General features: G+C 65.7%; 18 protein-coding genes. 4 read left to right on the plus strand and 14 right to left on the minus strand.

Annotated features, from left to right (window positions below; all coding sequences use genetic code 11):
• Positions 1-6: 6 nt before the first annotated feature.
• The 7 genes from WHZ77_RS09345 to WHZ77_RS09375 all read right to left on the minus strand — a co-directional run bounded on the left by WHZ77_RS09345 (position 7) and on the right by WHZ77_RS09375 (position 9,469).
• The gene (locus WHZ77_RS09345; protein WP_375313411.1) at positions 7-1,146 is read right to left on the minus strand and encodes an MFS transporter; all 1,140 of its coding nucleotides are present in this window, start codon (positions 1,144-1,146) and stop codon (positions 7-9) included.
• Positions 1,147-1,204: 58 nt separating this feature from the next.
• Positions 1,205-2,533, minus strand: a complete 1,329-nt coding sequence (locus WHZ77_RS09350; protein WP_375313412.1) for an ATP-binding protein — start codon at positions 2,531-2,533, stop codon at positions 1,205-1,207.
• A complete protein-coding gene (locus WHZ77_RS09355) occupies positions 2,530-3,243 on the minus strand; it encodes a response regulator (protein ID WP_375313413.1) in 714 nt (237 codons plus the stop codon). Before WHZ77_RS09355 ends, WHZ77_RS09350 begins: the two co-directional genes overlap by 4 nt.
• Before the next feature lie 90 nt (positions 3,244-3,333).
• Positions 3,334-5,295, minus strand: coding sequence for a MacB family efflux pump subunit (locus WHZ77_RS09360; RefSeq protein WP_375314688.1), 1,962 nt, complete (start codon positions 5,293-5,295; stop codon positions 3,334-3,336).
• Between the two features lie 13 nt (positions 5,296-5,308).
• Positions 5,309-6,544, minus strand: a complete 1,236-nt coding sequence (locus WHZ77_RS09365) for an efflux RND transporter periplasmic adaptor subunit (RefSeq protein WP_375313414.1) — start codon at positions 6,542-6,544, stop codon at positions 5,309-5,311.
• Positions 6,541-8,100: an efflux transporter outer membrane subunit gene (locus tag WHZ77_RS09370; protein WP_375313415.1), complete on the minus strand. Its 1,560-nt coding sequence runs from the start codon at positions 8,098-8,100 to the stop codon at positions 6,541-6,543. The genes WHZ77_RS09365 and WHZ77_RS09370 overlap by 4 nt, the downstream gene beginning before the upstream one ends.
• Positions 8,101-9,085: 985 nt before the next feature.
• A complete protein-coding gene (locus WHZ77_RS09375) occupies positions 9,086-9,469 on the minus strand; it encodes a hypothetical protein (protein ID WP_375314689.1) in 384 nt (127 codons plus the stop codon).
• A 317-nt stretch (positions 9,470-9,786) separates the two neighbouring features.
• Between WHZ77_RS09375 and bamA the strand changes: the two genes are divergently transcribed.
• Positions 9,787-12,264 (plus strand): outer membrane protein assembly factor BamA, encoded by a 2,478-nt coding sequence (gene bamA, locus WHZ77_RS09380; RefSeq protein ID WP_375314690.1) that lies wholly within the window; start codon positions 9,787-9,789, stop codon positions 12,262-12,264.
• On the opposite strand, the gene WHZ77_RS09385 is transcribed toward bamA, so the two are convergent.
• The 6 genes from WHZ77_RS09385 to WHZ77_RS09410 form a co-directional block, all read right to left on the minus strand.
• Positions 12,261-13,493, minus strand: coding sequence for a Zn-dependent hydrolase (locus WHZ77_RS09385; RefSeq protein ID WP_375313416.1), 1,233 nt, complete (start codon positions 13,491-13,493; stop codon positions 12,261-12,263). The two genes, bamA and WHZ77_RS09385, sit on opposite strands and share 4 nt — an antisense overlap.
• Complete coding sequence (locus tag WHZ77_RS09390) at positions 13,486-14,271, minus strand: ABC transporter ATP-binding protein (RefSeq protein ID WP_375313417.1); 786 nt, start codon at positions 14,269-14,271, stop codon at positions 13,486-13,488. The genes WHZ77_RS09385 and WHZ77_RS09390 overlap by 8 nt, the downstream gene beginning before the upstream one ends.
• On the minus strand, positions 14,268-15,041 hold the full coding sequence (locus WHZ77_RS09395; protein WP_151650662.1) for an ABC transporter permease: 774 nt from the start codon (positions 15,039-15,041) through the stop codon (positions 14,268-14,270). The genes WHZ77_RS09390 and WHZ77_RS09395 overlap by 4 nt, the downstream gene beginning before the upstream one ends.
• A 75-nt stretch (positions 15,042-15,116) precedes the next feature.
• Positions 15,117-16,061, minus strand: a complete 945-nt coding sequence (locus tag WHZ77_RS09400; protein ID WP_375313418.1) for an ABC transporter substrate-binding protein — start codon at positions 16,059-16,061, stop codon at positions 15,117-15,119.
• A gap of 104 nt (positions 16,062-16,165) precedes the next feature.
• Positions 16,166-16,894, minus strand: a complete 729-nt coding sequence (gene hutC / locus WHZ77_RS09405) for a histidine utilization repressor (protein ID WP_375313419.1) — start codon at positions 16,892-16,894, stop codon at positions 16,166-16,168.
• Complete coding sequence (locus tag WHZ77_RS09410; RefSeq protein ID WP_375313420.1) at positions 16,891-18,249, minus strand: formimidoylglutamate deiminase; 1,359 nt, start codon at positions 18,247-18,249, stop codon at positions 16,891-16,893. The genes hutC and WHZ77_RS09410 overlap by 4 nt, the downstream gene beginning before the upstream one ends.
• 85 nt (positions 18,250-18,334) lie before the next feature.
• Here WHZ77_RS09410 and hutI point away from each other — a divergent pair, with 85 nt between their 5' ends.
• Genes hutI through hutU form a run of 3 tightly spaced genes read left to right on the plus strand, consistent with a single transcriptional unit; the run spans position 18,335 to position 22,800 of the window.
• Positions 18,335-19,549 carry an imidazolonepropionase gene (hutI, locus tag WHZ77_RS09415; RefSeq protein ID WP_375313421.1) on the plus strand — a complete coding sequence of 405 codons (1,215 nt, stop codon included), beginning with the start codon at positions 18,335-18,337 and terminating at the stop codon, positions 19,547-19,549.
• Positions 19,546-21,105 (plus strand): histidine ammonia-lyase, encoded by a 1,560-nt coding sequence (gene hutH / locus WHZ77_RS09420; protein WP_375313422.1) that lies wholly within the window; start codon positions 19,546-19,548, stop codon positions 21,103-21,105. The genes hutI and hutH overlap by 4 nt, the downstream gene beginning before the upstream one ends.
• Positions 21,106-21,129: 24 nt before the next feature.
• The gene (gene hutU / locus WHZ77_RS09425) at positions 21,130-22,800 is read left to right on the plus strand and encodes a urocanate hydratase (protein ID WP_375313423.1); all 1,671 of its coding nucleotides are present in this window, start codon (positions 21,130-21,132) and stop codon (positions 22,798-22,800) included.
• Here hutU and WHZ77_RS09430 read toward each other — a convergent pair whose 3' ends face one another.
• The gene (locus WHZ77_RS09430; RefSeq protein ID WP_375313424.1) at positions 22,801-23,421 is read right to left on the minus strand and encodes a TetR/AcrR family transcriptional regulator; all 621 of its coding nucleotides are present in this window, start codon (positions 23,419-23,421) and stop codon (positions 22,801-22,803) included.
• Between the last annotated feature and the right edge of the window lie 64 nt (positions 23,422-23,485).

Genomic DNA, 23,485 nt, shown 5'->3' on the forward strand with positions numbered 1-23,485 from the left:
GACGACTCAGGCGCGCTGGCGCGTGACGATGCGGGCCGACAGCGTGACGAGACCCATCAGCGCGGCCAGCATCCAGAATGCCATCGGCAGTCCGCCGAGACGTGCAACGAAACCGACACCGGCAGGACCGACCAGGATTCCGGCATAGCCCGCGGTGGTGATCGCCGCGACGGCGAGCCCCGTCGGCATCACCGTCTGCCGCGCCGCCCGGCGGAACAGCACCGGCACGAGGTTCGACGCGCCGAGGCCGATCAGCAGGAAGCCGATTATGGCGACCGCGGCAACGGGCGCAGTGAGCAGGACCGCGAAGCCAGCGATTGCAATGAGGCTGCCCCAGAACAACGTCGCGCGATCCCCGACGCGCGCGACGACGGCATCGCCGCCGAGCCGCCCCACCGTCATCGCGATCGAGAACACGATGTAGCCGATCCCGCCCTGCGTCTCGGAGACGAGGCCCGCGCCGATCACGAGCAGCGCGCTCCAGTCGAGCATCGCGCCTTCGACGAGGAAGGTGATGGCGCCCAGCAGCGCCAGCAGCAGCACCGAGCCATGCGGCAGCACGAACAGCGGCCCGTCTTGGACCTGCACCGAGGAAAGCAGGCGCGGCCAGCTGATCAGCATCGCGATCAGCATCAGGACCGAGCAGGTCAGCGTGCTGGCGAGCGCGCCTGTTTGCAGCGACAGCAGCGCGGTCATCAGCGCCGATCCGGCGAAGCCGCCGATGCTGAACAGGGCATGGAAACCGGACATCAGCGGACGTCCCGCGTCGCGCTCCACCTCGACCGCATGGATGTTCATGGCGACGTCGATCGAGCCGAGCGCCGCGCCGAAGGCGAACAGCGCGAGCGCCAGCGTGGCCGGCGTGCTCGCGACAGCCAGCAGCGGCAGCACCAGCGCCAGACCGAGCCCACCCGCGATGATGATCGGCTTGCTGCCGTAGCGCGCGCTCATCACGCCGGTCATGAGCATCGCGACGACCGAGCCGATGCCGAGGCTGAGCAGCAGCAGCCCGAGCACGCCGTCGTCCACGCCGAGCCGCGTCTTCGCGAACGGCACCAGCGGCGCCCAGCACGCGATGCCGAAGCCCGCGACGAGGAAGGCGAGCCGAGTCGCAAGGCGCGTCGCCGGCCGGTCGGCGGAATGCATGGGAACTCCGGAGGAAGCAGGGGCGGGGCGTTCGACTAGCCCTGCGATTGCCGCGACTTTATGTCCGGGGCGCGCGTGGGCCGTCGCTGGTCGCGGCGAGCTGCAGGCGGACGCGCAGGCCTTTTGGCGCGTTGTCGAGCAGCACGAGCGTTCCGTCATGCGCGGTCACGATCGCCTGCGCGATCGACAGACCAAGGCCAAATCCCGCCGTCTCGTCCATGGTGCGCGCCTCTTCTCCCCGCACGAACGGCTCCAGCATTGCCGCCTTCCTGTCATTGGGAATGCCAGGTCCGTCGTCGGAGACGTCGATGACGAGCTGATCCCCCGATATCAACAGTGCGACATCGACCCGGGTTCCGAACCGCGTTGCGTTCTGGACCAGGTTCGTCACCGCGCGGATGATCTCGTCCGGCCGCAGCACGAAGGTGGCCCTGTCGGGGCCGGAATAGGCCACGGCATATCCGGAATCCGAGAACTGCTCGCAGACCATCTGCAGCAGCGCGGCAACGTCCACCAGTGTCGGCTTGACCGGGCTCTCGTTGCGCAGCAGCGACAGCACGGATTCCAGCATCGACTGCATCTGGTCGAGGTCGCGCACGGTCTGCATGCGCTGCGCCGGATCCTCGATATATTCGGAGCGCAGCCGCAGCCGCGTGATCGGGGTGCGCAGATCGTGGCTGATGGCCGCGAGCATGCGGGTCCTGTCGTTCATCAGCGTGGTGATGCGTTCGCGCATCCGGTTGAGCGCCCGCGCCGCGGACCTGATCTCCTCGGGGCCGTTTTCGGGCAGCGGCGCCGACGACCGGTTCAGGCTGAAATTTTCCGCCGCCCGCGCGAAGCCCGACAAGGGCGAGGAGAGCGCGCGGCCGGCCCAGATGCCGAGCAGCGTCATGCTCGCCACCAGGAACAGCAGCGTCGAGGTCCAGAGACCGCTGACGAAGGCGGGCATCTTCGGCGATCCGATCGTGGCCTCGAGCACATCGTCGCCGGCGAGATAGTACCAGACGCGATTGTCCTCGGGCGCGGATCCGCGAATGAGATCGATCTTGCCGCCAGGCGGCGTCGGGATGTTCAGAGGCGTCCGCTCCGGCAGCGGCACACTGGAGCTGGAGACGTTGTCCCGCAATTGCAGCTTCAGTTCCGGATAGGTGCGGCTGATGCTGTCCAGGACGGTGGCACGCTCCGCCTTCGGCGTATTGGCGATGATCCGCGTGATCAATTCGAACTGCTCCAGCGGTCTGTCCGCCAGCAGTTGCGGCCGGTTGAGCAGGAAGTACCCGGCGATCAGCACATGGATCAGGATCAGCGAGACCAGGATCAGCGCCGCGATCTGGCCGCTGATCCGCCTGAAGCTGAACAGTGCGACGATGTCCCGTGCGCGGTTCATGCTTCCTTCACCACCGGCGTGAAGATGTAGCCGCCGGTGCGGACGGTCCGGATCATGGATGTGCCTTCGGTCCGGTCGAGCTTGCGGCGCAGCCGGCTGACCAGCACGTCGATGCTGCGGCCAAAGCCGCCGCCCGGACGGCCGCGCGTCATGTTGAGAAGGCTGTCGCGCGTGAGAATGCGGCCGGCCCTTTCGCAGAAGGCCTGCAGCAGGTCGAACTCGGCGCTGGTCAGTGGCACCTGCGCGCCTTCAGGGTCGCGCAATTCCCGCATCCGGAGATCGACGATCCAGCCCTGGAACGTCAGGCGCGTTGCAGCAGATCCGGCCACGAGCCCGCTCGATTGCCGGCGCAGCACGGCGTTGATTCTGGCGAGAAGCTCGCGCGGGTTGAACGGCTTTGGCAGATAGTCGTCGGCCCCCATTTCGAGGCCGAGGATCCGGTCGAGGTCCTCGCCCTTCGCGGTGAGGATGATGATCGGCGTCGACGAGGCGGCACGCAGCCGCCGGCACAGGCTGAGGCCGTCTTCGCCGGGCAGCATCAGGTCGAGCACGATCAGGTCGACCCGGTTCTGCGACAGATAGCGGTCCATCTCTTTGCCGTTCGTGACCGCGCCAACCGAAAACGAATGCTCGCGCAGATAACGCGCGATGAGGTCGCGGGTCTGCTGGTCGTCTTCGATGACCAGGACGGTCTGTGTGCTGTTTGTCATGACTGAAATCGCATCGGGGGTGCCGATCGTTGATCCATTTGCGGGCGATTGTCTCGTCCGAACAACTACGGTCATGGTGCAATCCTACGGTCAGTCACGGCTCAAGGCCACTACGGGGTCGAGGAAGGCGGCGCGGCGGGCGGGGAAAAAGCCGAAGGCGACCCCGATCCCGGTCGAGGTCAGGAACGCCGCGCCGATCGAGAACATGGAATAGGTAACCTGGAAGCCGGGCACCGCGATGTTGATGATGACGCCGAGCAGGATCGCGATCAGAATGCCGGCGATGCCGCCGATCGACGAGATCAGGGTCGCTTCCACCAGGAACTGCTGGAGAATGTCGCTGCGGCGGGCACCGACCGCCATGCGGACGCCGATTTCGCTGATCCGCTCGGACACGGACACCAGCATGATGTTCATCACCCCGATGCCGCCGACGACCAGCGAGATGACGGCGATCGCCGCCACGAGGAAGGCAAGCGTCTGCGTGGTGCTGGTAATGGTCCGGCGGATATCGTCGGTGTTGAGGATGACGAAGTCCCTGGTGTTGTGCCGCTGTGTCAGCAGCGTGGTCACTGCGTCCTGGGCCAGCGTGGTCGAGACCTCGTCGCTGATCCGGAGCAGGACGCTGCGCAGCGCGCGGTCGCCGGTGAACTGGGCCTGCACGGTGGTGTAGGGCAGGTAGACCGAGAGGTTCTGGTTCGAGCCGAATCCGCCCTGCTGCTGGGCGATCACGCCGACGATGCGGCATGGCACCTTGCCGAGCCAGATCACGCGGCCGATGCCGGAGGTCTGGTCGTCGGAGAAGAAGGTCTTTCGGGTGTTGTCGTCGATGACGGCCTGCCGCTCGATGTTGCGGACTGCGTCGGCATCGAACAGGCGGCCCTTCGCGAGCTTGGCGCCCTTGACCTGGAAATAGCTCTCGCCGACGCCGTTCACCAGCACGTTGGATTCGTTGCCGCGATAGCGGACCGTCGTGCTGGTCGAGACAGTCGGCGTGACGCCGGCAATGAAGCTCTGCCGGTCGAGCGCGCGGGCATCGCCGACCACCAGCGTCTTGATCTTGGCGGCGCGGGCATCGCCGAAGTCCTTGCCCGGGAATACCTCGATCGTGTTGGTGCCGAGGTTGGAGATATCGGAGAGCACCTTGCGCTGGGAGGCGTTGCCGAGCGCGACGACGGACGACACCGCGGCGATGCCGATGATGATGCCGAGCATGGTCAGGAACGCACGCAACCGGTGCGCGGCCATTGCGGCCAACGCCATACGCGACGCCTCCCTCAGGCGTCCCATCGCGCTGAACCAGCCGACTCCGCTGTCCCGTGCGGATCGGGAGACCTTGGCGGCAGGTTCTGCCGTGGCGGCGGTTTCAGTGCGGCGATCGGAGGCGATTTTGCCGTCCCGTAATTCGATGATGCGCTCGGCCCGTGCGGCGACATCGGCATCATGAGTGACGATGATGATCGTACGTCCCTCGCGATGCAGCTCCTTCAGGATCTTCAGGACCTCCTCGCCGCTGCGCCGATCGAGGGCGCCGGTCGGTTCGTCCGCCAAAATCACCTCGGCGCCGTTGATCAGGGCTCGCGCGATCGAGACGCGCTGCTGCTGGCCGCCGGAGAGCTGGTTCGGGCGATGACCGCTTCGGGTCGCCACGCCAAGTCGTTCGAGCAGTTCGTTCGCGCGCGTTCGGCGCTCGCGCGCATTGATGCCGGCATAGACGGCGGGAATCTCGACATTGGCGGCGGCGGAAAGGTCCCCGAGCAGATGATAGCGCTGGAAGATGAAGCCGAAATGCTCGCGGCGCAGCGCCGCCAGCGCATCGGCGTCGAGCTCTGAAACGTTCTTGCCGGCGACGCGATAGGTGCCGGATGTCGGGCGGTCGAGACAGCCGAGGATGTTGAGCAGCGTCGATTTGCCGGATCCCGACGAGCCGATGATCGCGACCATCTCGCCGGGCTGGATGCTCAGCGAGGCGTCGTCGAGCGCAACCACGCGTGTGTCGCCGGCAGCGAACTCCCGCCGGACATTCTCGAGCGCAATGATCGGATCGGCCAAATGAGGGATCATGTCAGGGACCTCCCCCTCCCGGCGGACCGCCGCCTTGCATGCCGCGCGATGCGGTCTGCTCGCTGGCCTCTCCGGTGACGACGCGCTCGCCCTCGTCGAGGCCGGACTTGATCTCGACGGTGGTGCGATCGTTGAGGCCGGTCTTGACCTCGCGCTCGGCGACGTCGCCGGACGCGGTGAGGGTACGCACCGTGCTGCGTCCGTCCGACTTCCGCATCACCGCCAGCGCCGGAATGACCTTCACGCGCCTGGCCTCGCCCGTGATGATGTGCACCTCGGCGGTCATGTAGGTCCGCAGCGCATAGTCCTTGTTGGGGACGTTGAAGACGCCGATGTAGTAGATCGCCGTGCTGGTCGAGCTCGACGAGCTCGAGCTTGAGCTGGACGTGGTGGTCGAGGAGAAGCTGGCGTCCGTCTTGATCGATTCGGGCGCCGGCTCGATCTGATCCAGCCGGGCCTCATAGCGATGGTCCTGGTCGCCGAGGATGGTGAAGTAGAGCGATTGTCCGGGCTTGACCTTGACGATGTCGGCCTCGGAGATCTCCGCCCGCACCGTCATCGTCTCGAGCTGGCCGAGCACGACGATGGTCGGCGCGGACTGCACCGCGTTGACCGTCTGCCCCTCCTGAACCACCGTGGCGAGCACCGTCCCGTCGATCGGCGCGGTGATGCGGGTGTAGTCGAGATTCACCCGCGCCGTCTCGACGCTGGCTTCGGCGCCCACGATCAGGGCGTCCAGCGCGGCGATCTGGGCGCGGGTCTGGCGCACGGTCGAATCCGCGCTGTCGAAATCGCTGCGGGACGTCGCGCGCTGCGCCAATGTCGCTTGCTGGCGTGCCAGGTTCGCCTCGGCCAGCACCAGCGCGGCCTCCTTCTCGGTCTTCTGCGCGCGATAGTTCTTGAGCGAGGCCTCCGAGCTGCGCAGATCGTTCTGCTTGGTGATGGGGTCGATCTGGGCGATGACGTCGCCGGCCTTGACCGTGTCGCCGACGCGCACGTTGAGCGCGGTGATCCGGCCCGAGACCTGCGCACCGACGGCAGTCAGCCGCGCCGGCTTGAGCGTGCCGCTGGCGAGCACTTCCTCGCGCAGATCGCTGACCGCGACCGGCGCGGTGATGTAGGATTGGGTTTTGCTCGACGTTCCCGGGAAACGCGAGGCCGCGACCACGCCAATCGCGGCCACCGCGACGATTGCGGCGGCGATCTTCACGCGCTTGAGGGTGATGATGCCTGTCACTTCAGAGCCTCCCGGAGATGCGGTCCGGTGTTGGTGTCCACGATGATCGGTGTCGATACGTCGACCGGATCGGTCCAGCCACCGCCGAGCGCCTTTGCCAGCGCGATGTAGTCCCTGGCCGCCGACACCTTGCTCTGTATCAGCGAATCCTCGGCCGAATAGAGCGAGCGTTCGGCGTCCAGCACGTCGATGAAGCTGGCACTGCCGGTTTCGAACAGCGAGCGGGACAGCCGCGCGGCCTCGCGGTAGTTCTTCGCCGCCTCCGTCAGCTTGGCGGCGCGCACGCGCTCCTGCGACAACGACACCAGGGCGTTCTCCACGTCCTCCAGTGCGGTGAGCAGGGTCGAGTGGAACGTTGCGAACGCCTGGTCGCGCTGTGCCTCCGCAATCCGGACCGTGGCCAGCCGCTTGCCCGCGTCGAACACCGGCACCGTGACGGAGGGCCCGACCGACCAGCTCACGCTGGAATATTTGGCAAGGTCGCCGGCGCGTAATGCCGAGGTACCGACCGAGCCGGTCAACGACACCGCCGGGTAGCGGTCGGCCTCGGCCGCGCCGATCTTGGCGGTCGCCTGCGCCAGCTTGCGTTCCGCGCTGGAGACGTCCGGACGGCTCATGAGCAGGTCGGCTGGCAGTCCGGTGGGGAGCGGCATGCGCGGTGCCGGCACGGGCGCGGTCCGGGCCATCAGCGATGCAACGCCGTCGGGCGGTCGTCCGAGCAGGATGCCAAGCCGATGAATGTCTCCCGCGAGCGCGGCCTGATAGGTTGGCACGTTTGCTTCGGTGCTCGCCGCCTGCGCCGTGGCCTTGGCGAGGTCGACGGCATTGCCGCTGCCGGCGTCGTATTTGCTGCGGGTGAGCTTCTCGGTGTCGCGCTGCGACACCGATGTCCGTTGTGCCAGCGCGATCCGGGCCTGATAGCCGCGCGCCTCCACGTAATAGGCGGCGACGTCGCCAATCAGGGTGACGAGGCTGTCGCGCAAATCCTCCTCGGCCGATTGCGCGCCGCGCACGGACGCCTCGATGCTCCGCTGGGTGCCACCGAACAGGTCGAGCTCCCAGCTTGAATCGAAGCTTCCTTGGTGCAGCGTGTAGGGCGCGCTGTCGACGAGAACGGAAGAGGAGCCGGCGCTGGCCTTGTTGTCGGTCACCGAGGCCGTCCCGCTGACCGAGGGAAACAGGCCCGCGCTGGTCTGCTGCACCGTGGCGCGCGCCTCACGCACGACCGCCTTGGCTTTGGCGACGTCGGGGTTGGCTTCGACGGCCTGTTCGATCAGCCGGTTGAGCAGGGGATCGCGCAGGCGCAGCCACCAGCGATCGAGCGTGCCGGTCTGCCGCCGCGAGGCCGATTTGGCACTCCACTGCGATGGCAAGTCCAGCCTGGGCGGTCCGGAATAGTCCGGCCCTACGGCGCAGCCGGCCACTGCGCCGCCCAGGACCAGCGCGACGCAGGCCGATCCGGCGCGCGTCAGGGCAGTGCGTAACGGAGCGGGCGTCGGACAACGGTTCTCCTTTGCGGAAGGCACCGGACTAACGACGAACGGGTGTGACGGCATCAAATCGGCTGAAATCCATTGGCCTCGCCCGCACGGGGAGCGGCATTCGCAGCCACCGGCAGGCGGGGCAAGGCATGGATTAGCCCAGCGATCGTGTCCTTTCAGCAGGTGAAATGTTTCTGGATGTAAACAGATGTTGCCGGGCATCTCGGAGCGGGTGAGCGCCGGCTGTCGAGGGTGATATCGGCCCTGTTTCGCCCGGGCGTCAAGCCTTTATCGCATAAATATTCCGCTTTACCGAAATTCGGAAATATCGTATGTGTCGTCCATCCCGGCTCATCCTTGAGGGGCGATCGTACGTCGTCACGATATGCGAGCCGGGCCTGCGGTGGACGCGGCAGCGTCGTGCGCGAGAGGCTAAGGGCAGGGCGGGTAGTCCCTGTGAGCCCGTGGCCGCGTGCGGACGAGCGGCGCTGATGCGTACGGCAAAACCGTGTGGTCCTGGCCGTCGTTGCTACGGTCAAGCCCTTTGCGGAGATGCGCGCGAGCCCAACCGGGCGGACGGCATCGTCAATTCGCGGGGCGAGGGAGGCCAGAAGGAAAGTTCGGCTCCCGGGAGAGCACGGCATAAGCCGTCCGACCACCGCGCAGGGAAGGCCGAGTGATCGGCGACACCTGTATGCTGCTGTGCGGTTCTTTTGCGCTACATCTTCGCGCAGCGGACCGCGGGTGCCTGTCGGCACCCGGTCTTCCCTGCGCCCTCTTGGATTGGAGGGTGGAGAGATCAAGCAAAGCTCGGGCGAAACGCGCCGCGAGAACAGAAAGGCGTGTCTGCCTTTGAGAATCTGAAAATCGTTGACGCGGGCTCAACCCCTGATCACCGTTACCCTGAGGTGCGCGCTCTGCTGCGCGCAGCGCTGCAGAGTAAGCCTCGAAGGGCGACGGCCCCGCTGCATCTCGGCCGTGCATCCTTCGAGGCTCCGCTTGCGATGCTTTCGCATCACAAGCTTCGCACCTCTGGATGACGGAGCCAGCCGCCCACCGCTTACCACGAAATCGGAATCCTCTGCGCAAATCCGCCGAGATCCGAGTCGGGGTAGAGTGGCTGGCGGTCCAGCGGCCGGTTGTTGTTGCCACGCGCGAACGAGGTGCCGGGCGGGAAGGCGTAATCGGTGAACTTACGCTCGCCGGGCAGCACCTCGGTGCCGCCATCCAGCCACGACCGCTTGCTCACATAGAGGCGGGTGCGCGGGCCCGATTGGTAGGTCCGGTTGGGGCCGCGCGGGCCGTAGTCGTAAACGGCATTCGGTGTCGCCTGCGGCCTCTCACGCTTGGCGGAGGTTGCGGCATGAGCGGCGAAGGTCGAGGCGAGGAAGGCAAGCAACACCGTTCTGGTCATGACAATCGTGCTCATCGGCGAATACCCCATGCGAGTTCCTGATGTGGCGGCCTCTCGCACCGGCCTGCGCGCCTGTAAAGAATTCGCGCGTTGCGCGATGTTGCTGCGCGCCTGGGCGGGCAACGCGCGCGCGATGGCTGCCGGGTCGAGCCACTCGACGCTGAAGCTTCGTGCGGCCAGTCTGGCCGCTCCGCCCACGCGGCTGATCCGCCAATCAAACTCAACGACCGGAAACAGTACAGCAATCTCAAAGCCACACCGCGGCCACAGCCGTTTCGTTTCAGAGCAGGTGCGTGCTCTTGAGGTGTGGAATGTCGGTTTTGCGGGCCTGGCTGATCGCGGTGGCGATGAGCGGTATGTCGATTGCGAGTTCAATTTCCGTCGTGCTGTTGCCGCAGCCGGCGGCCGCGCAAGTCGCGGAGACGATCGTGGTCGAGGGTAACCGCCGCGTGGAGGCTGAGACGGTTCGCTCCTACTTCAGGCCCGGCCCCGGTGGGCGCCTCGATCAGCCCGCGATCGACGACGGTCTGAAGGCGCTGATCGGTACCGGCCTGTTTCAGGATGTGAAGATCAATCAGGCCGGCGGCCGCGTCGTGGTGTCGGTGGTCGAGAACGCCGTGATCGGTCGCGTCGCCTTCGAGGGCAACAAGAAGATCAAGGACGAGCAGCTCTCGGCCGAGATCCAGTCCAAGCCGCGCGGAACCTTCTCGCGGGCGCTGGTGCAGTCGGACACGCTGCGCATCGCCGAGATCTACCGGCGTTCGGGCCGCTACGATGTGCGCGTCACGCCCGAAATCATCGAACAGCCGAACAACCGCGTCGACCTCGTCTTCACGGTGGAAGAGGGCGCCAAGACCGCGGTCAAGTCGGTCGAGTTCATCGGCAACGGCGCCTACTCGGCTGCGCGCCTGCGCGATGTCATCAAGACGCATGAGAGCAACCTGCTCAGCTTCCTCGGCAGCAACGACATCTACGATCCCGATCGCGTCGAGGCCGACCGCGACCTGATCCGCCGCTTCTATCTCAAGAACGGCTTCGCCGACGTCCAGGTCGTGGCCGCGCTGACCGAATACGATCCGGAGAAGAAGGGCTTCAACGTCACCTTCAAGATCGAGGAAGGCTCGCAGTACCGCGTCGGCACCGTCGACTTCCGCTCCAGCATTGCCAATTTTGACGCGAACTCGCTGCGAAGCCTGTCGCGCGTCAGTGTCGGCTCGCTCTACAACGTGGAATCGGTCGAGAAGTCGACCGAAGAGATGCAGATCGAGGCGTCGCGCCGCGGTTATGCGTTCGCCCTGGTGCGGCCGGGTGGCGACCGCAACTTCGAGGCGCACACGGTCTCTGTGGTGTTCAACGTCGACGAGGGCCCGCGCACTTACATCGAGCGCATCAACCTTCGCGGCAACACGCGAACCCGGGACTACGTGATCCGGCGCGAATTCGACATCTCCGAGGGCGACGCCTACAACCGTGCGCTGGTCGACCGTGCCGAGCGCCGGCTGAAGAACCTCGACTACTTCAAGAGCGTCAAGATCGTCACGGAGCCCGGCTCTTCCAGCGACCGCGTGATCCTGATCGTCGACCTCGAAGAGAAGTCGACCGGCGACTTCTCGATCTCGGGCGGCTACTCCACGAGCGACGGTGCACTGGCCGAAGTCTCGGTCTCCGAGCGCAACCTGCTCGGCAAGGGGCTCTATGCCAAGGCGTCCGTCAGCTACGGTCAGTATTCGCGCGGCATATCGCTGTCGTTCGTTGAGCCCTATCTGCTCGACTACCGCCTCGCCCTCGGCATGGACGTCACCTGGCGCCAGCAATTGTCGAACAGCTATACCAGCTACGGGGTGACGACGCTGGGCTTCTCGCCGCGCCTCGGCTTTGCGCTACGAGAGGATCTCTCGCTGCAGCTTCGTTACTCGCTCTATCAGCAGAGCATCACGCTCGCCAGCGCCTACAACAACTGTAACAACAATGCGGCCAACGCGTCGCTGGCCTACAACCCGACACCATCCTATATCAAGAACGTCCTCGGCGGCGCCGACCCCACCAACGCCACGGATTCGAGCGTCTATGGCTATGGCTGCTACGGCGACGGCGAGTCGAGCCTGCCGGTCCGGAAAGAGCTGGCGAACGGCGCGACCTGGACATCGGCGCTCGGCTACACGCTGACCTACAACACGCTGGACAACACCAAGAACCCGACCGACGGATTGCTGGTCGACTTCCGTCAGGACTTTGCAGGCGTCGGCGGCGACGTCACCTATCTGAAGACCGCGCTGGACACCAAGTACTACACGTCGCTCATGTCCGATATCGTCAGCGTGATCCATCTCCAGGGCGGCCTTCTCAGCAAGCTCGGCAACCAGGATCTGCGCATGCTGGATCATTTCCAGATGGGCCCGAACCTCGTGCGTGGCTTCGCCTCCAACGGCATCGGTCCGCGCGACATCACCTACCTCAACTACGGCGCCACCGGCGATGCGCTCGGCGGCACGAAGTACTGGGGCGCCTCCATGGAGCTGCAGATGCCGTTCTGGTTCCTGCCCAAGGAGGTCGGGTTGAAGGGCGCCGTCTACGCCGATGCCGGCTCACTCTGGGGTTATCAGGGGCCGACGTCGTGGTCGGCCACGGGCGAAGTCAACACCAAGGCCTGCCCGACCTGCGGCCTGCAATATGACGACGGCAACGTCGTGCGGTCGTCGGTCGGCGTCGGCCTGATCTGGGCCTCGCCGTTCGGCCCGCTGCGCTTCGACTACGCCGTGCCGCTGTCGAAGGGCAAATACGACACGGTTCAGGAGTTCAGGTTCGGCGGCGGCACGTCGTTCTAACCACTCAGTATCCGCTTGCAGGCATCGACGAACACCCGCGCGCCGGTGACGATGTCGGCGTCGGCGGTGTTCTCGGTCCAATGGTGGCTGATGCCGCCGATCGACGGCACGAACAGCATGGCTGCCGGCATCACGGTCGCAAGCATCTGCGCATCGTGGCCGGCGCCGCTCGGCATCCTGATCGATCGGCCGTCAGCCATGGCCTTGCTCGCGGCTTCGATTGCGTCCTGGAAGCCGGCGTCCATCATGGCGGGAGCACCGGTGCGCAGCTTCGTCACGGTGACGGCGCAAGGGCCTTTCGCGTTGACTTCGTCCGCCATCGTCTGCAACAGGTCCTCCAGCCGCGCGATGACGGAAGGATCGTCGTCGCGGATCTGGAACAGCATTTCGGCCCCGCCCGGAATGATGCTCGGCGCGCCCGGATCGAGCGTGATGCGACCAGTGGTCCAGACCGTGCGCGGCCCGCAGGCGGCGGGGAAACGCTGGTCGATCGCCACGCAGAACTTGGCCAGCGCCAGCCCGGCATCCTTCCGCACGGCCATGCGGGTGGTGCCGGCGTGGTTCTGCTCGCCGGCGAAATTGATGCGATACTGCCAGATGCCGACGATCGAGGTCACGACCCCGATCGCGAGCTTGCCGCTCTCGAGCGTATCACCTTGCTCGATGTGCGCCTCAAGATACCCGATATGCCGTCCCTTCTCGACGGCTAGTCGCGCACGTCCGGCGAGACCCATGTCGGCGAGGGCATCCCGCATGGTGCGGCCGTTGGTGCGGTCGCGCGCGGCATCGATCTCGGCTTCGGTCACTTGCCCGACATAGGAGCGCGAACCGAGAAAGCTGCCGAAATGACCTTCCTCATCGCACCAGGCGGCGACCTCGACCGAGCCCTTGAACGAGGGATCGGCGTTGAGGACGCGGGCGGCTTCGAGCGCGTAGACGACGCCGAGCGGGCCGTCGAGCCAACCGGCGTAGTTCTGGCTCTCCAGATGCGATCCCGCCAGCAGCTTCGGTCCGGATTTGCTGCTCGTGCCGAGAACATTGCCGATGCCGTCGATCCCTGCGCCGAGGCCGGCCTCGGGGAGCTTCTGCACCAGCCAGTCCAGCGAGCGCTTGTGCGGCTCGGAGAAGGTCGGCTTGTGCACGCCGGTCTCGTAGGCGCCGATGGCACGGAGTGCATTGAGGTCGGCGAGCACGCGCTGGCCGTCGGCGAGTGATTTGGTGTCAGGCATGTTCGGCAACCTTCAGCGCCTCGGTGCGGATTTCCTCGACCAGCCGTTCCTTCAGCTGGACGAATTCGGGCGTGGTCTTGATCTTGTAGGAGCGCGGATGCGGCAGGTCGATCGCAATGTCGGCCTTGATCCGCCCGGGACGCGCGCTCATCACGATGACGCGGCTGCCGAGGAAGATCGCTTCCTCGATGTCGTGGGTGACGAACAGCACGGTCTTCTGGTCGCGTTCCCAGATTCCCAGCAGCATCTCCTGCATGAGCGCACGCGTCTGGTTGTCGAGCGCGCCGAAGGGCTCGTCGAGCAGCAGGATCTTCGGATCGTTGGCGAGCGCACGCGCGATCGCGGTGCGCTGCTGCATGCCGCCGGAGAGCTGCTTGGGCCAATGGTTCTCGAAGCCGGTGAGGCCTACCTGGCGGATGAAGCCGTCGGCAATCTTGTTCCGCTCGTCCTGCGGCACGCCGCGCTCGCGCAGGCCGAAGGCGATGTTCTCGCGCACGCTCAGCCAGGGAAACAGCGTGTAGGACTGAAACACCATGCCGCGATCGGCGCCCGGGCCGGAGACCTCGCGGCCGTCGAGCACCACACGGCCGCTGGTCGGGCGGTCCAGGCCGGCGACGATGCGAAGCAGCGTGGACTTGCCGCAGCCGGAGGGGCCGAGGATGGTGACGAAGTCGTTGTTGCCGATGGTGAGGTCGGTCGGCTCCACCGCCCGGGTCGGCGCGTTGCCGTGGCGGGCGGCGAAGGTTCGCGAGACCTGTTCGACCTTGAGGATCGTCATGCGAGCCTCCACGGAAACAGCCAGGCGTTGAACGCCTTGAACAGGAAGTCCGAGATGAGACCGATCAGTCCGATCACGATGATGCCGAAGATGATCTGGCCGGTGTTGAGCAGCGCCTGGCTGTCGGTGATCATGTGGCCGATGCCTGAGGACGAGCCGATCAGCTCGGCGACGATGACATAGGTCCAGGCCCAGCCCAGTACCAGCCGGAGGATTTCGGCGATCTCGGGCGCAGAGGAGGGCAGCAGCACGCGACGGATGATGCCGCGGTCGCTGGCCCCGAGCGTATAGGCCGCCTCGACCAGATCGCGCCGTGTCGCGCCCACGGTCACGGCGATCATCAGGATGATCTGGAATACCGAGCCGATGAAGATGACGAGCAGCTTTTGCAGCTCGCCGATGCCGGCCCACAGGATCAAAAGCGGAATGAAGGCCGAGGCGGGCAGATAGCGCGCGAAGGAGACGAAGGGTTCCAGGAACGCCTCGACTGGCTTGTAGGCGCCCATCAGCACGCCGAACGGCACCGCGATGATGGCGGCCAGTGCGAAGCCGCCGACGACGCGCCAGATCGTCATGCCGATGTCGTATACGAAACCCTGCTTGGCAAGCAGGTCGTAACCTTCCTGCACCATGGTCAGCGGGTTGGCGAGGAACACTTTCGACACATGGCCGCCGAAGGTCGCCCAGGACCAGAGGGCAACGAACAGCACGAAGAACGCAAGGCCATAAACCACGCGCTGCTTCGATGTCACGGGATCCAGGGGACGCATCAAACGATCTATCCGGGAGGGGAATAAGCTTGCCGGCCCCGCCGCAAGACGGGACCGGTATGTCTGTTGAGGAGGTTACTTGATGTAGCTGGCGTCGTAGAGGTCCTCGACCTTCGGCGCGGCCTTGATGATGCCCATCTCGAGCAGGAGCTCGGCGGCCTCCTTGTTGAAGGTCAGGAAATCGCCGGTGAAGAACTTCTGGTTTGCGGCCTTGTCCTGCCAGCGCAGATATTTGGCGGAGTTGCCGAACTGCTCGCCGGTCTGCTTCACGTCGGCGCCCATGATCTCATAGGCCTTGGCCTGGTCCTTGGCGATCATGTCGAGCGCCTCGAAATAGCTGTTGGCGAGCGCTTGTGCAGCCCTCGGATTCTCGCTGAGGAATTTCGGCGTGCAGCCGAACGTGTCCATCACGATCGGGTAGTCGAGCGTGGTCGCGATGATCTTGCCCTTGTCGGGTGCGGCGCGCACGGTCGACAGATACGGCTCATAGGTCATCGCGGCGTCGTTCTGGCCGGACACGAAGGCCTGCGCGGCAGCGGCCGGCTCGAGGTTCACGACGGTGACGTCCTTCGTGGTGAGACCGTTCTTCTTGAGCATCCAGGCCAGCGCGAAGTACGGCGACGTGCCGGGCGCGGAGGCTGCGACCGTCTTGCCCTTCAGATCCTTGATCGCGGCGAGATCGTTGCGGACGGCCATGCCGTCCGCGCCATAACTCTTGTCGAGCTGGAAGATCTGCTTGGTCGCAACGCCATTGGCGTTCCAGGATATCCAGGTCTCCACGGTCGTTGCCGCGCACTGCACGTCGCCGGAGGCGATCGCGAGGTGGCGGTCCTTCTGCGGGATCTTCTTGATCGTCACGTCGAGGCCGTTCTTCTTGAAGATGCCGGCTTCCTTCGCCAGCGTCAGCGGCGCGAAGCCGGTCCATCCGGAGATGCCGACGCCGACCTTGACGTCGTCGGCGAGCACCGGAGTGGAGGCCGCAAGAGCAATGATTGTCGCAAAAACTTTTGAACTACGCATGATTGTCGTCCTCTTGCCCAGATGGATTGACGTTCTGTTGATCTCTATCGGTCCATACGGACCGTTGCCCGAAGCGTTGCACGATTTGTGCCGACATCGTCCTCTCAGCCTCCCTTGAATCGGGCGACAAGGCGGTGAGAGTCACCGGGATATAGCAGTCGCACCGCGGTGATCGTGCGCGCGCTACGCCAGGTATAGCGGTCGATCACGAGGCAGGGGGCGCCGACGGCGATGTCGAGCGCTTCCGCCGTACGATCATCCGCAATGATCGCGCTGATCGTATGCTCGGCTTCTGTCCATGGGACATGATGAAGCAGCCATGAACCGGGTGGCTCTCGCGAGAAATCAGCGGTCGCGGCATCCGGCACGGATGACAGATCGATCAGCCTGTCTTCGACGGCAAACGGCACGTTGTCGGCGCTATGTCGGCAGGTGATCGCGACTACCTTGCCGGCCTTCTTCACGCCAAGACGCTGACGGTCAGCGGCCGTCGCCGTGCGCAGCTTGCGGTGCATCAGTTCGTAGCCATAGCTGCGGCCGAGCGAGGTGATTTCCGCGCGCATGTCGGCGATTTTCAGCACTGCCGACTGATGTTGCGGACGACGCACGAAGGAGCCGGCACGACGACGTCGCTCGATCAGATCGGCCTGTGCGAGCTCCGACAGTGCCTTGTTCACCGTCATGCGCGAGCAGCCGTAGCGCGCGACCAGTTCGTGCTCGAACGGAATGCGGTGACCCGGCGGCCACTCGCCGGTCAGGATCCGCTTCTCGATGTCGGCGCGGATGCGCTTGTAGAGCGTCGGTTGGTCGGCGGCATCGGTCGCGAGGCTCATGCGACGAGCCTCCGCATCGATGCGTTGAATCGCTCGCGCGCGGCTTGCCGCAATCTGTGCCGGCCGCCTTCGACGACCTTGTCGCCGCCCGCCCAGACGCAATCGATCACGCCGCCGCCGGCGGCAAAGATCCAGCCGTCGATGACGGCGTCGCGCGCGCGCCCCGCCAGCGATGGATGGGCGGTGTCGAGCGTGATAATATCGGCGCGCGCTCCCGGCGTGAGGCCGATAGTCGGCTGCGCCAGCGCTCGTGCGCCGCCCGCGAGCGCGTGGTCGAACAGCGTGCGTCCTGTCGAGCGACCTGTGCCGCCGGAGAGCACGTTGCGCTGGCGATGCTTGAGGCGCTGGCCATACTCGAGCTGGCGCAGTTCGTCGGCGACGCCGACAAGCACATTGGAATCGGTTCCGACACCGAACGCGCCACCGGCATCGAGGAATTCGCGCGCCGGAAAGATGCCGTCGCCGAGGCTCGCTTCCGTGATGGGGCAGAGGCCCGCCACCGCACCGGTCTTCGCGAACGCAGCGACTTCCGCGTCGGTCGTGTGGGTGGCGTGAATGAGGCACCAGCGCCGATCGAGAGGCGCGTGCTCCAGCAGCCATTGCACCGGACGCCGGCCCGACCAGGCGAGGCAATCCTCGACTTCCTTCACCTGCTCGGCGGCGTGAATGTGCACCGGCCCGCCATCCGCAAGCGGAACGATTGCCGCGAGTTCGTCCGGCGTCACCGCGCGCAGGCTGTGCGGCGCGACGCCGATATTGGCGCCCGGCAATGACGCGATCGTCTTGCGCGAAGCGCTCATCAGCCTCGCGAATTGATCGACAGAGCAGATGAAGCGACGCTGGCCGTCATGCGGGGCTGCGCCTCCGAACGAGCCATGCGCATAAAAACTCGGCAGCAGCGTCAGGGCAATGCTTGAAGCTTCGGCGGCCTGTGCGATGCGCGCCGCCATCTCGCCGATGTCGGCGTAGTGCGAGCCGTCGCGATCGTGATGCAGGTAGTGGAATTCGCCGACGCGGGTAAAACCATGCTCCAGCATCTCGACATATAGCAGCGTCGCAACGGCAGTCACGTCGTCCGGCGTCATCGCCAGCGCGAAGCGGTACATCGTCTCGCGCCAGGTCCAGAACGTATCGGTGGAGGCGCCGCGCAATTCCGCAAGACCCGCCATGCCGCGCTGGAAGGCGTGGCTGTGCAGGCTCGCAAGTCCCGGCAGCGCGATTCCGTGGCGCTCGTCGCCGGTGGCCGGCGCTACGCCAGGCGTCACCTCCGCGATCGCGCCGGCGGTGATCACCACCTGCACGTCATTGGCCCAGCCCGAAGGCAGGAGCGCGGAGGCGAAATGCAGTCGGGTCATGCTTACACGCCGGCTGGACAGAACCGCCCCACGATTATATGTCTAGACATATAAGTCAAGCATCCCACGGCGAAGGGAGACCTTCATGGCAGAGCGCTTCGACCGGATCTGGCACAACGCCCGGCTCGCCACGATGCGAGCCGACCGTCCCGATCTCGGCGAGATCGAGCATGGCGTGATCGCCATACGTGGCGGCCACATCGTCTATGCGGGTGCCGCGGCGGATTTCCCTATCGATGCGGACGCGATCAAGCGCATCGATTGCGAGGGGCGCTGGATCACGCCGGGGCTCGTCGATTGCCATACTCATCTCGTCTATGGCGGCAACCGTGCGCACGAGTTCGAGCTGCGCCTGAAGGGCGCGAGCTACGAAGAGATCGCGCGCGCCGGCGGCGGCATCGTCTCGACGGTGGCCGCGACGCGCAAGGCGAGCGAGGCCGAGCTTGTCGCACACGCGCTGCCGCGGCTTGATGCGCTGATCGGCGAGGGCGCCACCACGATCGAGATCAAGTCCGGCTATGGCCTCGAGACGGAGACCGAGATGCGGCAACTCGCGGCCGCGCGCAGTCTCGGCCGTCAGCGGCCGGTTGCGATCCGCACGTCCTTCCTCGGCGCGCATGCGCTGCCTGTGGAAGCCGATGGCGACAAGGATCGCTACATCGATCTCGTCTGCAAGAAGATGCTGCCGGCCGTTGCAAAGGCCGGCCTTGCCGATGCCGTCGACGCCTTCATGGAGGGCATCGCGTTCTCCGCCGAGCAGACCGCACGGGTGTTCGAGACGGCGAGAGTGCTCGGGCTGCCGGTCAAGCTGCACGCTGATCAATTGTCGAATCTCGGCGGCGCAGCGCTCGCCGCACAATTCTCCGCGCTGTCTGCCGATCATCTTGAACACACAGACGAGGCCGGCGCTGCCGCGATGGCGACCGCCGGAACGGTGGCGGTGCTGCTGCCCGGCGCCTTCTATTTCATTCGCGAGACGCATAAGCCGCCGGTCGATGCGTTTCGCAAGCACGGCGTGCACATGGCGCTCGCGACCGACTGCAATCCGGGCAGCTCGCCGCTGACGTCGTTGCTGCTTGCGATGAACATGGGGGCGACGCTGTTCCGGATGACGGTGGCCGAATGCCTCGCGGGCATCACCCGCGAAGGGGCACGGGCGCTCGGTCTGCTCGCTGAGACCGGCACGCTGGAGGCCGGCAAATGGTGCGATCTCGCCATCTGGGACATCGAGCGTCCGGCCGAACTCGTCTACCGCATCGGCTTCAATCCGCTGCACCGGCGAGTGTGGAGAGGGCAGTGACGGAGCAGGGCGCACCGATCGTCGTCAAGCCGGGTACTGTCAACCTCGACGATCTCGCGCGCGTGCTGGAGGGCGCTCCTGTCGCTCTCGATCCATCGTTCTGGCCGCGCGTCGACGCCGCAGCCGAGATCGTCGCGAAGGCCGCGCAAGCTAGCCTACCTGTCTACGGCATCAACACCGGTTTCGGAAAGCTGGCGTCAAAGCGCATTCCTCCAGACCAGACCGCGCTGCTCCAGCGCAACCTCATCGTCTCGCATTGTTGCGGCGTTGGTGCGGCGACGCCGGAGCCGATCGTCCGGCTGATGATGGCGCTGAAGATCGTATCGCTCGGGCGTGGGGCTTCTGGCGTGCGCCGCGAGGTGGTCGAGCAGCTGCAGGCCATGCTCGGGCGCGGTGTCTATCCGCTGGTGCCGCAGCAGGGATCGGTCGGCGCATCCGGCGATCTCGCGCCGCTCGCGCATATGACCGCTGTGATGATCGGAGAGGGCCAGGCGATCGTTGGCGGCAGGATCGTACCCGGCCACGATGCGCTCTCCGTCGCCGGGCTGGCGCCGCTGACGCTCGGCCCCAAGGAGGGGCTCGCGCTGATCAACGGCACGCAGTTCTCGACCGCCTACGCCATTTCCGGCGTGCTGCGCGCGTTTGGGCTGGCTCGCGCTGCGCTCGTGACCGGCGCGTTGTCGGTGGATGCGGCGATGGCATCGACGGCGCCGTTCCGTTCCGAAATCCAGGCGCTGCGCGGTTATCCCGGGCAGATCGCCGCGGCCGCAACGTTGATGGCGTTGCTCGACGGCAGCGATATCCGCTTGTCGCATCTCGAAGGCGACGAGCGCGTGCAGGATCCTTATTGCCTGCGCTGCCAGCCGCAGGTCACGGGGGCGGCGCTCGATCTGATCACGCAGGCCGCACGCACGCTGATCGTCGAAGCCAATGCGGTCACCGATAATCCGCTGGTGCTGGTCGAGACCGGCGAGATCGTCTCCGGCGGCAATTTCCACGCCGAGCCGGTGGCGTTCGCCGCCGATGCTATCGCGCTGGCGCTGTCGGAGATCGGCGCGATCAGCGAGCGGCGCATCGCGACACTGGTCGATCCCGCGCTCAATTTCGGCCTGCCGCCGTTCCTCACGCCAGATCCCGGCATCAATTCCGGCTTCATGATCGCGGAGGTCACGGCGGCCGCGCTCTATGCCGAGAACAAGCAGCGTGCGGCGGCCTGCTCAATCGATTCGACGCCGACCAGCGCCAACCAGGAAGACCATGTCTCGATGGCCGCGCATGCCGCGCGACGCTTGTCCGATATGGCGGACAACCTCGCCGCCATTTTGGGTATCGAGCTTCTGGTCGCTGCCCAAGGCATCACGCTGCGGGCGCCGCATGCGACCAGCGCGCCGCTCGTTGCCGTCATCGCCGCCCTTCGCGCGCAGGTGCCCGCACTCGGCGCTGACCGCTACATGGCCGGCGATCTCGCCAGGGCGGCCGCGCTGATCGAGGCCGGTGTACTGCCGGCTGAGGCGATCGCTGCGCTGTCATATGATCCGTTTCCAGAACTTGACTGAACAAGGCTCGCCGAAGAGGTCCTCATGAACCGCCGACTGGACAACGACCGCACCATCCGCTCGCCGCGCGGCAGCGAGATCAGCGCCAAGAGCTGGCTGACGGAAGCGCCCTTGCGCATGCTCATGAACAATCTCGATCCCGATGTGGCGGAGCGCCCGAGTGAGCTCGTGGTCTATGGCGGTATCGGCCGCGCCGCGCGCGACTGGGAGAGTTTTGACCGGATTACGGACGCGCTGCGCAAGCTCGAAGGCGACGAGACGCTGCTGGTGCAGTCGGGCAAGCCGGTCGGTGTGTTCCGCACCCATGCCGACGCGCCGCGCGTGCTGATCGCGAACTCCAACATCGTGCCGCATTGGGCGACGCTCGATCATTTCAACGAGCTCGATCGCAAGGGCCTGATGATGTACGGGCAGATGACCGCGGGCTCATGGATCTATATCGGCAGCCAGGGCATTGTGCAGGGCACCTACGAAACCTTCGTCGAGGTCGGCCGTCGTCACTATGGCGGCAGCCTCGCGGGCAAATGGATTCTCACCGCAGGCCTCGGCGGCATGGGCGGCGCGCAGCCGCTGGCCGCGACCATGGCGGGAGCCTCCATGCTCGCGGTCGAGTGCCAGCCAAGCCGCATCGAGATGCGGCTGCGTACCGGCTATCTCGATCGTCAGGCCGCAACACTCGACGAAGCGCTTGCGATCATGGCGGAGGCCGCTAAGATGAAAAAGCCGGTCTCGGTCGGCCTGCTCGGCAATGCCGCCGAGATTTTCCCGGAACTGGTGCGCCGCGGCGTCAAGCCCGACATCGTCACCGACCAGACCAGCGCGCATGATCCGATCAACGGCTATTTGCCGAAGGGCTGGACGCTGGCCGATTGGGAAGCCAAGCGCGCCTCCGATCCGAAGGCAGTCGAGCATGCGTCGAAGATTTCGATGGTCGAGCATGTCCAGGCCATGCTGGATTTCCATGCGCAGGGCATTCCGACGCTCGACTACGGCAACAACATCCGCCAGATGGCGCAGGACATGGGCCTGAAGAACGCGTTCGATTTCCCCGGCTTCGTGCCTGCTTACATCCGCCCGCTGTTCTGCCGCGGCGTCGGGCCGTTCCGCTGGGCGGCGCTGTCGGGTGATCCCGAGGACATCTTCAAGACCGACGCCAAGGTCAAGGAGCTGATGCCCGACGACAAGCATCTGCACAATTGGCTCGACATGGCCAGGGAGCGCATCAAGTTCCAGGGCCTGCCGGCGCGGATTTGCTGGGTTGGTCTTGGCGATCGTCATCGCCTCGGTCTTGCCTTCAACGAGATGGTGGCGAGCGGCGAGCTCAAGGCGCCGATCGTGATCGGCCGCGATCATCTCGACAGCGGCTCGGTGGCGAGTCCCAACCGCGAAACCGAGGCGATGAAGGACGGATCGGATGCGGTCTCCGACTGGCCTCTGCTCAACGCGCTGCTCAATTGCGCCAGCGGCGCGACCTGGGTCTCGCTGCACCATGGCGGCGGCGTCGGCATCGGCTATTCGCAGCATGCGGGCATGGTGATCGTTGCGGACGGCACGCCTGAGGCGGCAAAGCGTATCGAGCGCGTGCTCTGGAACGATCCCGCCAGCGGCGTCATGCGCCATGCGGATGCGGGCTATGAGACCGCGATCGATTGCGCCCGTGACAAGGGGCTCGATCTGCCGAGCCTGGCGAAATAGCTAGCCGCTCTCCAGCAGCTTCGGCATCGTCGTCTTCGCGCCGTCCATGAAGGTCTGGACGGCGTCGCGGACGATCGCGTCGAGATCGGACGGGGTCGGCGTCTCGTAGATGAATTTGCGGATGGCGAGATAGAAGATGCGGCCGTGCAGGCCCCAGAACAGCTCGGTCTCGCGCTCGCTCAGCGGATGGGCCTTCGCATCCGGGAGCTTCAGATCGTGGCGCAGCTCGGCTGCCGCCGGCTCGATGATCTCGCGGCGGACGATGTCGAGATAGCGGCCGGTGATGCCGAACGACTTCATCCCGGAGAAGACGAAGATCCGCACCCAATTGTACTCGAATACGCGCTCGACGTAATCGAGATAGAAGCGCGTCAGCCGTGCTTCCAGCGGCAGCGCGCGGTCGCGGATCATCGGACCCCAATCGGGCGACCAGCGGCTGAGATAGACCTCCTGGTAGACGCGCTCGATCAGCGCTTCCTTGCTGGGGAAGTGACGATAGATCGCCGAATGGGTGATGCCCATGCGTTTGGCGAGCTCGCGAGTCTGGCCCTCGAAGCCGCGTTCGGCAAAGAAGCGGACAGCTTCGTCCACGATCGCGCGCTCGCGGTCGGCGGCGCGCATGTTGCGGCGCTTTGGCGCGGACTTGCCGGTCTGGGTCCGCTTCCGGATCGGTCGCTTCGCTGGT

The organism is Bradyrhizobium sp. A5, from assembly GCF_042076515.1.
In the GTDB taxonomy this organism is placed as follows: Bacteria; Pseudomonadota; Alphaproteobacteria; order Rhizobiales; family Xanthobacteraceae; genus Bradyrhizobium; species Bradyrhizobium cosmicum.

Coding starts and splice junctions, on each gene's coding strand:
- WHZ77_RS09345 (WP_375313411.1), bottom strand. CDS start 1,146: ATGCATTCCGCCGACCGGCCGGCGACGCGCCTTGCGACTCGGCTCGCC.
- WHZ77_RS09350 (WP_375313412.1), bottom strand. CDS start 2,533: ATGAACCGCGCACGGGACATCGTCGCACTGTTCAGCTTCAGGCGGATC.
- WHZ77_RS09355 (WP_375313413.1), bottom strand. CDS start 3,243: ATGACAAACAGCACACAGACCGTCCTGGTCATCGAAGACGACCAGCAG.
- WHZ77_RS09370 (WP_375313415.1), bottom strand. CDS start 8,100: ATGCCGTCACACCCGTTCGTCGTTAGTCCGGTGCCTTCCGCAAAGGAG.
- WHZ77_RS09375 (WP_375314689.1), bottom strand. CDS start 9,469: ATGGGGTATTCGCCGATGAGCACGATTGTCATGACCAGAACGGTGTTG.
- bamA (WP_375314690.1), top strand. CDS start 9,787: ATGAGCGGTATGTCGATTGCGAGTTCAATTTCCGTCGTGCTGTTGCCG.
- WHZ77_RS09385 (WP_375313416.1), bottom strand. CDS start 13,493: ATGCCTGACACCAAATCACTCGCCGACGGCCAGCGCGTGCTCGCCGAC.
- WHZ77_RS09390 (WP_375313417.1), bottom strand. CDS start 14,271: ATGACGATCCTCAAGGTCGAACAGGTCTCGCGAACCTTCGCCGCCCGC.
- WHZ77_RS09395 (WP_151650662.1), bottom strand. CDS start 15,041: ATGCGTCCCCTGGATCCCGTGACATCGAAGCAGCGCGTGGTTTATGGC.
- WHZ77_RS09400 (WP_375313418.1), bottom strand. CDS start 16,061: ATGCGTAGTTCAAAAGTTTTTGCGACAATCATTGCTCTTGCGGCCTCC.
- hutC (WP_375313419.1), bottom strand. CDS start 16,894: ATGAGCCTCGCGACCGATGCCGCCGACCAACCGACGCTCTACAAGCGC.
- WHZ77_RS09410 (WP_375313420.1), bottom strand. CDS start 18,249: ATGACCCGACTGCATTTCGCCTCCGCGCTCCTGCCTTCGGGCTGGGCC.
- hutI (WP_375313421.1), top strand. CDS start 18,335: ATGGCAGAGCGCTTCGACCGGATCTGGCACAACGCCCGGCTCGCCACG.
- hutU (WP_375313423.1), top strand. CDS start 21,130: ATGAACCGCCGACTGGACAACGACCGCACCATCCGCTCGCCGCGCGGC.
- WHZ77_RS09430 (WP_375313424.1), bottom strand. CDS start 23,421: ATGCGCGCCGCCGACCGCGAGCGCGCGATCGTGGACGAAGCTGTCCGC.